Here is a 12,343-nt window from a genome sequence, read left to right on the forward strand (position 1 = left end):
CACAGCTCATCCGGCACCAACCGCAACGACAACCGATCAACCACAGCCAAGATCATCGCTCACGAGCGACCCGATCACCACGTAAGACACGCTCTAAGCCTGCGGGCCGGGTCGAGAGGAGGCGGCGCAGCCGGATCCGACGGACTTCCGCCCCATGGCCACGCGGGCGGTGAGGCCATCGAGGATTCGGCGAAGGCCCCAGAGGTACTGCTCGGTGGAGATGTAGCCGGCCATCGTCGCCGCCGCTGCGGCGCTGAGCGGGAAGTGGTCAGGCGGTCTCGCCGAGAAGGCGAGTTGGCGGGTGGCGATCCGTTCCGCCTCCGCCGGCAGCGGGGCCGGTTGCTGCACATCGGCGACTTCCAGGACGAGGGAGCCGAAGATGTAGACGAACAGCAGGTAGGACGCCCGGGCGGCGTCGGTCGGGTCGAGTCCCGCGTCGGCCAGCAGTTGCAGGAGCCGTTCGGTGAGGGTCTGCGCGATGGGCCCATCCATCCGGCTGCCGACCATCAGGCTGACCGCGCCCGGATGCGCGGACAGTTTCGCTCGCAGTTCCAGGGCCAGCGCTTCCACGCGGTCGCGCCAGGGCTGCGCACGGTCGGCGAAGACGTCGTGGTCCACCTCGCCGAGCAGCCGCTCGACGAGCGCATCGACCACGGCGGCCTTGTCCGGGAAGTAGGTGTAGATCGCGTTCGGGACCACGCCCACCCGCGCGGCGATCGCTCGCACGGACGCCGCGTTCGGGCCGTGGTCGAGGAGGCTCAGCGCCGCGTCGAGGATCTCGTTTTCGGTGAGGGCGCGCCGCGGACCGCGAGGGCGTCGCCTGCCTGATTCGGACAATGGAGCCTTCCTCCTCTTGACTTCGGTACCAGCAGGGGTAGACGGTTCTCTGTACACCGTACAAATCATGTACACCGTTCAGAGATCAACAAGGAAAGGGTCACGATGCGTTCAACGCACCTCGACAGACTCAGGGGTCCTCCCGGCGAGACCGGACGGGCAACGATGACGGCGGTCGTGCAGGACCGCTACAGCTGCGTTCCCGAGGACCTCTTCCGGGTCGCGCAGATCGACACACCGACCGTGGGGGACGACGACATCCTCGTGCGGGTGCGCGCGGCCAGCGTGGACCGGGGCACCTGGCACATCATGTCCGGCCTGCCCTATCCGATCCGGCTCGCAGGCTTCGGACTGCGCCGCCCGAAGTACGCCAACCCAGGCCGGAACCTGGCCGGAACTGTCGAGGCGGTCGGCCCCGGCGTCACCGGCTTCGCATCGGGCGACGAGGTGTTCGGGACGTCCACCAGCACTTTCTCGCAATATGCGATTGCCCGCCCCGGCAAGCTCGCCCCGAAGCCGGCGAACCTCTCCTTCGAACAGGCTGCCGCCGTCCCGGTCTCGGGGACAACGGCCCTGCAGGCGGTCCGCGACCATGGACGTGTCCGGGCCGGTGAGAAGGTGCTGATCATCGGCGCCTCGGGTGGTGTCGGTACGTTCGCCGTGCAGATCGCAAAGGCATTCGGCGCGGACGTCACCGGCATCTGCAGCCCCAGCAAGGTGGAGATGGTCCGCGCTCTGGGCGCCGACCACGTCATCGACTACACACGCGCCGACTTCACCGACGGCGGACACCTCTACGACGTCGTGCTCGACATCGGCGGCAACGCCCGGCTGTCCGATCTACGGCGGGCTCTGACACCGCGAGGACGACTGGTCATCGTCGGCGGAGAGACCGACGGCCGGCTGCTCGGCGGCAGCGACCGCCAGATCCGGGCGAAGCTGCTTGCGCCGTTCGTCCACCAGCAGCTGGGCACCTTCGTCGCGAAGGAGAACGCCGCCGACCTGATCGCGCTCGGCGCACTTATCGAGAACGGAAAGCTCACCCCCGCCATCGACCGCGCCTACCCAATGGGCGAGGTCGCCACGGCCATCCGCCACCTGCTCGACGGGAAGACCCGAGGCAAGCTCGTCGTCTCCGTCCTCCCCCGGACACCCGCCACAGGGAGCACACCATGACCGATCCCCGTACGCTCTACCCGGTCCGCGTCGACGCGGCGCGCGAGCCGTCGGGCTCCCGCGGCTTGTGGCTGGTCAAATGGCTGCTGCTGATCCCGCATTTCGTCGTGCTGTTCTTCCTGTGGATCGCCTTCTCCGTAGTCAGCGTGATCGCGTTCTTCGCCATTCTGATCACCGCGCACTATCCGCGATCGTTGTTCGACTTCAACGTCGGCGTGCTGCGCTGGAGCTGGCGCGTGAACTACTACGGTTACGGCGCCCTGGGCACCGATCGCTATCCGCCCTTCACCCTCGCCGAGGTTGCCGAGTACCCGGCGCACCTCGACGTGCCCTACCCCGAGCGACTGTCCCGAGGCCTGGTGCTGGTCAAGTGGTGGTTGCTGGCCCTTCCGCACTACATCGTGCTGTCGATCCTGGTCGGCGGTGGACTGTGGGCGAGCTCCGGCGCTACCACCGACCGTGGCTGGAACGCCGGCGCCAGCGGTGCCGGCCTCGTCACGCTGCTCCTGCTGATCGCCGCGATCGTGCTCCTGTTCACCGGCCGGTACCCGAAGTCGCTGTACGACTTCGTGCTCGGCATAGACCGCTGGGCGCTGCGTGTGGCCGCCTACACCGCACTGATGACCGACCGCTATCCGCCGTTCCGGCTCGACCAGGGCGGCGCCGACCCGGTACCTGCCGGCCCCGCCCCGCCGTCGCCTTCCGGGCCGCTGGCCGCAGGGCAGCCGGCCGGTGAAACCCTTGGCCGGGCCGGATAGCCGCAGCCTGGCATGCATTATGCCTGAAGCGGACGAGCTGGTCTCAGACGTCGTTCGGACCACCCGCTCGCCGCTTTGAGCAGAGGACCGGACCTTGTCCTATATGGACAGTCCGGTCCTCGTGTCAAGATGAAAGGTCGTTCAGGGCTCCGGGGGTGACGATTCCAGGCGAGGAATCCGGTCGCGCCCGCGGCCGGCGTGGTGTGCAGGCATTGCTCTGCCGGGAGACGCTGCCGCATTGTCGTTCGACTGAGGCCCGTCCGGACACGCGGATCCCGCTGTCGTCGAGTGCGCGGAGGTTGGCGTCGAGGTCAGCGAGAGAGCCCAAATTGTGGGCCAGTCCGCGACGGTGGTCACGCCACTGAGGCAGTACACCTAGCGCTGTCCCGCTGGTCGTCTTTACCGCACGTCGACAGGCAACGCGGGGCGGCCGCCGCTGAAGGAACTATTGGCACGGTCGATCTCGCCGAAGAGGACAATGATGTCATTGGGGTCCGCTCCTGTTGCCTGCAGGCGAGCCACGATCGCCGACAGGAGCAACCGCTTCCTCTCCTCGTCTGTCCCCGACGAGAGCACTGCCTCGATCATCAGAACGTTCTCACTGCGAGGCTTCTGCAGATCAGGATAGCGGGGGCTGATGCGAAGGTCGGCGTTGTCCAAAGAGATGAACCTCTGGAATTGGTCGTCCTCGGGGTAGCCAGCGCTGACGCTTGCTTCATGGATGGCGGCGGATATCGCGTCCTTTTCCTCCGTTGTTCTCCCGGAGCGTATGGTGACGGTGAAAAGCGGCATCGAAATCCCCTTGGGGCTATTCGGAATCTGATCTCGGTTGCTGGCAAATCATAACGCGGCTTGCTGCGACATCCCTGAGAGTGGGCTGAGTGGTCAGTTTTACTCTTGGGGTCACGCTCCTCTCCTTCGAGCGGCCCACGGGAGGCACTTGCTGTGCCGGAGTCAGGGCAGGGTGTAGCCGCCGTCGACGGGGAGGGCGACGCCGGTGACGAAGCTGGACTTGTCGGAGCACAGCCAGACGACGGCGTCGGCGATCTCCTCGGGGCGGGCGATGCGTCCCAGGGGGTGGGAGGCGCTGAGGGAGGCGCGCTGTTGTTCGTCCAGTGCGGCGATCATGGGGGTGTCGACCAGGCCGGGGCATACGGCGTTGATGCGGATGCCCTGAGGTGCGACCTCCAGTGCCGAGCTCTTGGTCATGGAGATCTCGGCGGCCTTGGTGGCGTTGTAGCCGGAGAAGCCGGCGACGCCCACGAGGCCCGCGGCCGAGGACATGTTGACGATCGCACCGGATCCCTGCGCGGTCATGTGCCTCAGCTCGTACTTCATCGACAGGAACACCCCGCGTACGTTGACGGCGATCATGTGGTCGAGCAACTCGGTGGAGTAGTCCGTGGTGAGCTGGTACTCGCCGTCGTAGCCGGCGTTGTTGAGGGCGAGGTCCAAGCGGCCGGTGTCGGCGGTCGCGGCCTGGACGGCGTGCTCGATCTGGGACTCGTCGGTCATGTCGGCCACCACGTAGCGGGCCGTACCGCCGGAGGCCTCGATCAGGCGGACGGTCTCCTTCAGGGTGTCGGCCGTCCGGCCGGCGACCGTCACCAGTGCCCCCTCGGTAGCCAGCGCGAGGGCGGATGCCCGCCCGATGCCGCTCCCGCCGCCGGTGACGAGCGCTGACTTGCCTGCGAACTGCTGGGTCATGTCCGTTTCCTTTGCTCTTGCTCTTGCTCTTGCTTTTGCCGCTGCTGCTGTTGTTGTGCGGGTCAGGGGTGGGGGATGGCCGTGGGGACTGTGAACGTCGAGGGCAGTGCGGGGCTGTGGTGGACGTGGCGGGTGGTGGCGGTGAGGTTGGTGGTGTCGGTCTGGTCGGGAGCGCCGGTATTGCGGGCGTAGCGCGGGTGGGCGCCGCCGGAGATCTGGATGCGGACGCGATGGCCGGCGGCGAAGCTGTGGGCGACATCGGGCAGGGTGAGCGTGAGCGACCGGGGGGCGCCGGGCGTGGTCTGCTCGGGGGTGGGGCGGATGATGCGGTCGGCCACGTTGCGGGAGCGCCCCTTTGCGTCGACGTCGCACAGGCGGACGAAGTAGTCGGTGTAAGGGGAGTCGCTGCTGACGTGGAGTACGGCAGTGGGGGCGCCGTAGACGACGAGCGGGGCGGGCAGTGGCGCGGTGGTGAAGGTCAGGACATCGGGCCGGGCCTCCACCGCGGCGTTGTCCCGAGGGCCGGCACCGGGGGACAGCGTGGCCCCGCCTGGGGAGGGGGTCGGGTCCGCCGGGTCGTAGGTGAAGGCGGTGGAGGCTGCCTCGCCCTCCTCGCTGGGTGACTGCTCCAGCCGGCCGGGCGCGCGCAGGTACAGCGTGTGCGAGGCAGTGCTGGTGGGGGGCCACTGGGTGAAGCCTTCCCACTGCCCGGTCCCGCCGACCTGCACCCGCACCGGGTGTTCGCGGGCGAGTTCACCTCGGCCGCAGACGTAGTGGTCGAGCCAGGCGAGGGTCTCGGTGACCGCGAGTGCCTGGTCGAGCTGGTAGTGGGTCCAGGGGCCGAGGGTCAGGGCCACCTCGACGCCGCGCCGGCGCAGGCAGTGGTACTGCTCGAGCGTCTGTTCCAGGAACACGTCGTGGAGTCCGCCGAAGATCATAGTGGGCACGTCCACCGTCTCCAGCGCGGAAGTCGCCATCCGCTCGCGCCACAGGGCGTCGCCCGCATCGGGGTGGTCGATCCATTCCCTGTACCAGGGGATGTCCACCCCGCCCAGGGTGTCACCGGTGGCGGCCAGCGGCAGCCGCGCGAAAGACGAGGTGAGCCGGCGCTCGGCGGTGTACATGTGGCGCAGGTTCCGCAACGTGCCCAAGGATTCCTGGTGGGCGAAGAGGTCGGCCCACATCAGCATGTCGGCCAGGTGGAAGGGCCCCTGCGCGTGCGCGGCGGCGTGCAGGTCGTGCACCGCCTTGGTCACCACCAATGCCTTCAGTTCCGGCGGCGGATCCATGGCCAGGCTCCACGCCGTGTAACCGAGGTAGCTGGCGCCCAGCGCGGCGAGCCTGCCGTCGAACCACGCCTGCCGCCTGAGCCAGGCCACGGTGTCCTGCGCGTCGGCGGCCTCCGCCGTCCCCGGACTGAACACGCCCTTCGAGCCGAAAGTGCCCCGCACGCTCTGGACGATCACGTGGTAGCCGCGCTCGGCGTACCACTGGGCGTTCATGTACCCGAACATCGGTCCGCGCCCGTAAGGACAGCGGATGAGCAGAGTCGGACACGCCTGGGCTGTCACGGGGGCGTAGTGGTCGGCCAGCAGCACGGTCCCGTCACGCATCGAAACGGGCACGGCGCGCGCAACACGGACCCCGTTGCGCCCGGCCGGCAGACGCCAAGCGCGACCCACAGCGGCCGCCGCCGCGCGGGCCAGCGCCGCCTGACGCTTGCCAGTGGCCGCGGACGGACCCGGACCATCGTGGTGACGCTGCGGGTTGGCAGACATGGTGGTTACCCTTTCGACCCGGAATTCCCTACTAGTCAGCAAGTAGATTTCTACCGGCTGGCTAGGAAGTTAGCAGCGGTCACCCCTGGCGCACTAGTCGAGAAAGGCGTGGCACAGGTCACTCTTCTACTGATTGGCAAGTAGAAATTTCTGGCGCTAGTCTACTAGCCAGCCGGTAGAAATCTACTGGCTGGCTAGTCGAAGCGACGTTGCGGACGGGCCACGCAGCCTTCGTCCTATGACGTGGTCGACGCACCCGGACGTGGGCCTCACGTCACACGGTCACCAAACCAAGGAGTTCCGATGTCCCTCGATTCCTACCGCACCCTCGGCCGCTCGGGCCTGCGCGTCAGCCCCTTCACCCTGGGCACGATGACCTTCGGCGACGATCTGGGATGGGGCAGCAGCCCGGAGGAGTCCGCGAACATCCTCGCGGCCTACCTGGACCGTGGCGGCAACTCCGTCGACACGGCGAACATCTACACCAACGGCCACTCCGAGAAGATCATCGGCGACTACTTCGCGGCGCGGCCAGGTCGGCGCGACCGGGTGGTGATCGGCACCAAGTTCTTCGGGAACCTCTACGAGAACGATCCCAACGGCGGCGGCCCCGGCCGCAAGGCGATCGTGCAGCAGCTGGAGAATTCGCTGCGCCGCCTGCAGACCGACTACGTCGACATCTACTGGCTGCACAACTTCGACCCCTCCACACCCGTCGAGGAGACGCTGCGGGCGCTGGATGACCAGGTGTGCGCGGGCAAGATCCGCTACGTCGGGTTCTCCGACGTGCCGGCGTGGGCGACGGCCGAGGCGGCCACCATCGCGCGCCTGCGCGGATGGTCGCCCATCGTTGCGCTGCAACTGCAGTACTCGCTGCTGGAGCGCACCTCCGAAGGGGAGTTGATCCCCATGGCCCAGTCGATGGGTATGGGCGTGCTGCCCTGGAGCCCCCTGCACAGCGGATTCCTGTCCGGCAAGTACTCCAGCTCCACCACCGGCCCGGTCGACACCACCCGTGCGGGGCTCGTCGGCGGTCCCTCCGAGTCCGACTACGTGGTGATCGACGCGCTCAACGCCGTGGCTCAGGAGGCCGGCGACACCTCCGCCGCGGTGGCCCTTGCCTGGGTCCTGGGCCGCCCCGGCATCACCTCCGCCCTCCTCGGCGCACGCCGTCTCGACCAGCTGGAGGCCAACCTCCACGCCCTGGAGGTGACGCTCGCCGACACCCAGCGCGCCACCCTGGACGAGGTGTCCGCCCCCAAGCTCAACTTCCCCGCCGACAACAACAAGACCCTGGCTCCCACGCTCCAGTTCGCCGGAGCCACCATCGACGGGCACACCACGCGCGCCAATCCCAGCCTCCGGGCCAGCACCACGCGCTACTGACCACCGACTTGCGGCGGTGACGGCCGGGCCCGTCACCGCCCGCCGGCTGGATTTATTACCGGCCAGTCAGTAGAAAAGGCACGCAGCCCTCGGCGCGACCATCGCAAATCGAAAGGAGGTGCGCCCGTGCCCACAAGCAAGGTCCCCACGCGCGACCGCATCAAGGCAGCCGCCCTCGAGCTGTTTAGCACGCAGAGCTACGGCACCACTACCCTGCAGGACATCGCCGACAAGCTGGGCCTCACCAAAGCCGCTCTCTACTACTACTTCAAGACCAAGGACGAGCTGCTGGAGGAGGTCAGCGGTCCGTTCCTGGACGGCTTTGAGCTCATCGTCGTCCGTGAAGAGACCCGGCCCCGAACCTCGCAGACCCCTGAGACGCTGCTGCTCGCCTTTGTCGAACACCTGCTGGCCAAGCGCGAGCTGGTCATGCTGCTGTGCTTCGACCGCTCGGTGCAGGGCCACCCTGTCAAGCAACGTACCCACGACCTGCTGGACCGCGTCGGGGACCTCCTCGCCGGTCCGGCCCCTGATCAAGAGCGCAAGATACAGGCGTCCGCGGCCATCGGCGCCGTCATCCTCCCCGTGCTCCGCCTGCCCGAGGAGGCCCCTTCTCCGCAGTCCGCGGCCACCACGATCACGAACGCGGCACTCGCCACGCTCGCGCAGGCACACGCGCCGAGCCTGTGACCCGACCGCCTCGCGAGCCCTGCATCATCGCCGAGCCGTGTGGCCTCGTCGAAGGCGGTGATGCGCTGGGCGCCGGCGGCGTCGCTGCGGTGGGCGGGGTCGCGCGCTCGCGGGTGGCAGCGCCGTCGCCACCGGGGCGGCGGCCGGCGGCCTGATCGGCGGCGCCATGTGCGCGGCGACCAACGGCGGCAGCGGTGATCCTGGGGGAAGCTCAGAGGGCTTGCTGGTGGTGAACGTGGCGTCGTTGGTGGAGTTGCCGCCGGCCGTTCGTCCAAAGGCGAAGGTGTGGACTGAGGAGCGGGTGGCGTGGTGGCGCCAGACGGGGGAGGTCCCGTCGCCGGTGATGGTGTGGACCCCGCAGCAGACTGGCCGGTTCTTGGATTACGCGGTCAATGACCCGCTGTATGCGCTGTTCCATGTGATCGCGCACGTGGGGCTTCGGCGTGGCGAGGCGTGTGGGCAGCGTCGTACGGATACGTATCTGGATTCGGCGATGCTCGAGGTGGCGAATCAGATCGTGCAGTACGGCTGGGAGACCGGCGAGCAAGCTCCCAAGACCACGTCGTCGGAGGGGCTGGTCGCGATCGACGCTGGCACGGTCATGGTGCTGCGTGCGCATCTCGCCGGCCAAGATGAGGCGCGCGTCCGGCTCGGCGTTGTTTGGGTCGAGAGCGGGTTGTTGTTCACCCAGCCCGATGGCAGCCCCCTGCATCCGGCTGATGTGACAGCCCGGTTCCAGGAGCTCACCCGTCGGGCCGGGTTGCCGCCGATCCGGCTGCATGACCTGCGCCACACGGCGGCGAGCTTGGCGCTGGCGGCAGGGGCGGACATGAAGGTCGTGCAGAACATGCTTCGGCATTCGTCGATCGCGGTGACCATGGATACCTACACGACCGTGCTTCCCGAAGTTGCCCTCGCGGCCGCCGAAGCCACAGCCAAGATCATCCCGCGGACGGCAACGCGACAGCTCGGGCACGACTCGGGCACCGCACCGACCACTGTGGACAGTGACCAACCGGAAGAAATGTGTCCACATAACACAAATCCCCAGGTCGGAGATTATCCGAACCTGGGGAGTGAGGGTGCGCCATCAGGGACTCGAACCCCGAACCCGCTGGTTAAGAGTTCGCAGCCTGACCTGTCGGACGGTGTCGAGTGATTGCGGAGAGGGCCATTTTCCTGGGTTGTCGGGTGGCTGGGGTGTCGGCCTGTGTCGGCTTCTGCTGTCGTGTTTCCGACTTCTCGGGCGCGTCTCGGGCTCGTACGTGCGGGAGTGTGTCGCCTGGTCACGCGCCGGTTGAGCGACGTCTTCCGGACGCGCCGGGCTCCGGGCGGGCCTGTCTGACGGGCGAGCTCGTCGTCGCGAAAAGGACGACGATGAGTTAGCGGTCTTCTTGGACCAGTCGCGACGTGAAGACGCGGCGCACCGCGCCTCTCCATATTCGGGCTCCTGCTCGGAACGCGACACCCGGTGCTCGCCGGTGCGCCGAGCGCCGCACTTCGGCCGGCGCGGCGGTTGCTGATCTTCACCAGCGTGGTCACCCTGACACTCAATGTGGCCGAACCGTTGACGACCGGTCAGTGCGGGAAAGCAGCGTTCGATGCGGTCGTGCCGCTTCTGCTCATCGGCTGGTCCGAGGTCGGCCCCCCAGTGAGTCGTGCAACGAGCGCCAATTCTGCGCCGCTCGAGCCGGGGCCGCCATTGGAATCCAGGTCCGCGGCCCGCATGTCGTCGACCAAGCTGTCGGACTCCGGACCGGAAACGAGCGGTCGGGATTGCCGGCGCGAACGCGGTCACCACAATGCCCCCGGCGGCGTGGCAGAACGCGCCAATCCCTTTCGCGGTGCATAAAACGGCTACCGCGACGAGACAGCAGCGCCAGCCGTGCCGGGTCTGCACCCTGAACGAGCTTGACTCGATCAGCACCGACCACTCGGCACTCGTGACTACTTGGACGGCCAGCACGTCGCGCTCAGATCGCAGGCTGTCTGCGGCCGCTGCGTCACCGGAGAGGCCTTCCGCGGAGTCAGCACTCGCTGGCGGCGCCAGCGCCAAACCCCGCACCGCTCGTCGGCGTTCGACTTGACCTTTACCGTCAAGCGAAACGGCCCGGTACGCAGGAGTCGTGAGATCGGCTCGGACGCCGTTACGGTGGGGCTTCTCATCTGTTCGGGGGGAGGTTCGGGCGGGGGCTCGTCACGACGATCGGACGCGCAGCCGACCGGGAGGTGGAGCGCAGGATGACAGTACACACCCAAACCGCGCAGGGCAGTGGATCGCTGGCGGTGAACCCGATGTTCGCACGGGCCGGTGAGGCGACGAGCGTGCCGAAGCATCGACTGCCGGACGCGCCGATGGATCCCTCGACCGCCTATCAGATTGTGCACGACCATCTCATGCTCGACGGGAACGCGCGGCTCAACCTGGCCACGTTCGTCACGACGTGGATGGAGCCGCAGGCCGATCTGCTGATGGCGGAGTGCTTCGACAAGAACATGATCGACAAGGACGAGTATCCGCAGACCGCCGAGCTGGAGACACGCTGTGTCAACATGCTCGCCGGGTTGTGGCACGCGCCGGACTCGGAGCAGGCGCTGGGGTGCTCGACGATCGGGTCGAGCGAGGCGGCCATGTTCGCCGGGCTGGCGTTGAAGCGGCGGTGGCAGCGCAGGCGCCGCAGCAGTGGGGCGGATACCGCACGGCCGAATCTCGTGATGGGGATCAACGTCCAGGTGTGCTGGGACAAGTTCTGCAACTACTTCGAGGTCGAACCCCGCTTCGCGCCGATGGCGGGCGAGCGGTTCCACCTCGACGCCGAGCAGGCGGTGCGCCTGTGCGATGAGAACACGATCGGCGTCGTGGCGATCCTCGGTTCCACGTTCGACGGCAGCTACGAACCGGTGCGCGAGATCGCCGCCGCCCTCGACGACCTGCAGGCCCGGACCGGGCTGGACGTGCCGGTGCACGTCGACGGAGCGTCGGGTGGCATGGTGGCGCCGTTCGTCGACCCGGACCTGGAGTGGGACTTCCGGGTGCCGCGCGTCGCGTCGATCAACACCTCGGGCCACAAGTACGGCCTGGTCTACCCCGGAGTGGGCTGGGTGCTCTGGCGCGACGCCGACGCGTTGCCCGAGGAACTCATCTTCCGGGTCAACTACCTCGGCGGCGAGATGGCGACGCTCGCGCTGAACTTCTCCCGCCCGGGCAGCCAGGTCATCGCGCAGTACTACACGTTCCTGCGGCTGGGACACGAAGGATTCCGGCAGGTGCAGCAGGAATGCCGCGACGTTGCCATGTACACCGCGGGCAGGGTCGCCGAGCTGGGACCGTTCCGGCTGCTGACCCGCGGCGACGAGCTGCCGGTGTTCGCGTTCGCGTTGAACGACGATGTCACCAACTTCAACGTCTTCGACGTCTCGGCCGGCCTGCGTGAGCGGGGCTGGCAGGTTCCGGCCTACACGTTCCCCGCCGATCGGCAGGACCTCGCCGCCATGCGCGTGGTGGTCCGCAACGGGACCGGCCGGGAGATCGCCGACTTGCTCCTCGACGACCTCGACCACCTGCTGCCGAGGCTGGCGCGCCAGACCACGCCCGCCCGCGGTGTCGAGGCGGCGAGCTTCGACCACGCCTCGGCCCACCGTCACAAGTCCTGACCCGGGTGGTCAAGGAGAGCACACGATCGTCTGGTGGTGGAGGTGAAACCGCGGCCCGGTCCGCGGCCGACGTCATCCCCGCGGGGTGATGCCCATCGGACTCGGGGCCGGACAGGGTCGGGACGTTACCCACAAACGGTGGGCTCTTCGAGTGGCCACGGGCAAGCGCGCAGGGGTGATCGTGGGCGAGACGTTGACCGGCCTGGCGACGATGGCTGCGGTGAACCCCGTGCCGTGGGCGCGTTCGCAGATGGCGTTCACTCTCGGGTTCCACATCATCCTGGTGCCGCTCGGGGTGTCGTGGGCGTTCATGGTCCTGATCGCGAACTACCGGGCGGTGCGCCATCACGACCGGGC

The 12,343-nt window shown here is 67.9% G+C and carries 11 protein-coding genes and 1 pseudogene; 8 read left to right on the forward strand and 4 right to left on the reverse strand.

Annotated elements, in window-relative coordinates; translation table 11 throughout:
* Positions 1-93: 93 nt before the first annotated feature.
* Complete coding sequence (locus AB0K15_RS47430; protein WP_364067709.1) at positions 94-837, reverse strand: TetR/AcrR family transcriptional regulator; 744 nt, start codon at positions 835-837, stop codon at positions 94-96.
* A gap of 165 nt (positions 838-1,002) precedes the next feature.
* Between AB0K15_RS47430 and AB0K15_RS47435 the strand changes: the two genes are divergently transcribed.
* The gene (locus AB0K15_RS47435) at positions 1,003-2,013 is read left to right on the forward strand and encodes an NAD(P)-dependent alcohol dehydrogenase (RefSeq protein ID WP_364067711.1); all 1,011 of its coding nucleotides are present in this window, start codon (positions 1,003-1,005) and stop codon (positions 2,011-2,013) included.
* Positions 2,010-2,696: pseudogene (locus AB0K15_RS47440) on the forward strand (DUF4389 domain-containing protein); the annotation flags it as partial. The gene AB0K15_RS47435 and the pseudogene AB0K15_RS47440, both read left to right, overlap by 4 nt.
* 474 nt (positions 2,697-3,170) lie before the next feature.
* Here the strand turns inward: AB0K15_RS47440 and AB0K15_RS47445 are convergent.
* From AB0K15_RS47445 to AB0K15_RS47455, 3 genes are all read right to left on the reverse strand, one after another.
* Positions 3,171-3,563, reverse strand: coding sequence for a tautomerase family protein (locus AB0K15_RS47445; RefSeq protein WP_364067712.1), 393 nt, complete (start codon positions 3,561-3,563; stop codon positions 3,171-3,173).
* A 162-nt stretch (positions 3,564-3,725) separates the two neighbouring features.
* Positions 3,726-4,478: a glucose 1-dehydrogenase gene (locus AB0K15_RS47450; RefSeq protein WP_364067713.1), complete on the reverse strand. Its 753-nt coding sequence runs from the start codon at positions 4,476-4,478 to the stop codon at positions 3,726-3,728.
* Between the two features lie 62 nt (positions 4,479-4,540).
* A complete protein-coding gene (locus AB0K15_RS47455) occupies positions 4,541-6,091 on the reverse strand; it encodes a CocE/NonD family hydrolase (RefSeq protein WP_364067714.1) in 1,551 nt (516 codons plus the stop codon).
* A gap of 468 nt (positions 6,092-6,559) precedes the next feature.
* Here AB0K15_RS47455 and AB0K15_RS47460 point away from each other — a divergent pair, with 468 nt between their 5' ends.
* The 6 genes from AB0K15_RS47460 to AB0K15_RS47485 form a co-directional block, all read left to right on the forward strand.
* Positions 6,560-7,642 (forward strand): aldo/keto reductase, encoded by a 1,083-nt coding sequence (locus AB0K15_RS47460; protein ID WP_364067716.1) that lies wholly within the window; start codon positions 6,560-6,562, stop codon positions 7,640-7,642.
* Positions 7,643-7,768: 126 nt separating this feature from the next.
* Positions 7,769-8,332 carry a TetR/AcrR family transcriptional regulator gene (locus tag AB0K15_RS47465; RefSeq protein ID WP_364067718.1) on the forward strand — a complete coding sequence of 188 codons (564 nt, stop codon included), beginning with the start codon at positions 7,769-7,771 and terminating at the stop codon, positions 8,330-8,332.
* Between the two features lie 226 nt (positions 8,333-8,558).
* Positions 8,559-9,491: a site-specific integrase gene (locus AB0K15_RS47470; RefSeq protein ID WP_364067726.1), complete on the forward strand. Its 933-nt coding sequence runs from the start codon at positions 8,559-8,561 to the stop codon at positions 9,489-9,491.
* Between the two features lie 357 nt (positions 9,492-9,848).
* Positions 9,849-10,184: a hypothetical protein gene (locus AB0K15_RS47475; protein ID WP_364067720.1), complete on the forward strand. Its 336-nt coding sequence runs from the start codon at positions 9,849-9,851 to the stop codon at positions 10,182-10,184.
* A 389-nt stretch (positions 10,185-10,573) separates the two neighbouring features.
* Positions 10,574-11,986 (forward strand): glutamate decarboxylase, encoded by a 1,413-nt coding sequence (locus AB0K15_RS47480; RefSeq protein ID WP_364067722.1) that lies wholly within the window; start codon positions 10,574-10,576, stop codon positions 11,984-11,986.
* Positions 11,987-12,137: 151 nt separating this feature from the next.
* The coding region (locus tag AB0K15_RS47485; protein ID WP_364067724.1) for a cytochrome ubiquinol oxidase subunit I at positions 12,138-12,343 on the forward strand (206 nt) is incomplete at its 3' end.

This window comes from Amycolatopsis sp. NPDC049253 (assembly GCF_040678995.1).
In the GTDB taxonomy this organism is placed as follows: domain Bacteria; phylum Actinomycetota; class Actinomycetes; order Mycobacteriales; family Pseudonocardiaceae; genus Amycolatopsis.

Bases quoted from the DNA above. Each gene is read 5' to 3' on its own strand.
- AB0K15_RS47435 (WP_364067711.1), top strand. From the start codon at position 1,003: ATGACGGCGGTCGTGCAGGACCGCTACAGCTGCGTTCCCGAGGACCTC.
- AB0K15_RS47445 (WP_364067712.1), bottom strand. From the start codon at position 3,563: ATGCCGCTTTTCACCGTCACCATACGCTCCGGGAGAACAACGGAGGAA.
- AB0K15_RS47450 (WP_364067713.1), bottom strand. From the start codon at position 4,478: ATGACCCAGCAGTTCGCAGGCAAGTCAGCGCTCGTCACCGGCGGCGGG.
- AB0K15_RS47455 (WP_364067714.1), bottom strand. From the start codon at position 6,091: ATGCGTGACGGGACCGTGCTGCTGGCCGACCACTACGCCCCCGTGACA.
- AB0K15_RS47460 (WP_364067716.1), top strand. From the start codon at position 6,560: ATGTCCCTCGATTCCTACCGCACCCTCGGCCGCTCGGGCCTGCGCGTC.
- AB0K15_RS47480 (WP_364067722.1), top strand. From the start codon at position 10,574: ATGACAGTACACACCCAAACCGCGCAGGGCAGTGGATCGCTGGCGGTG.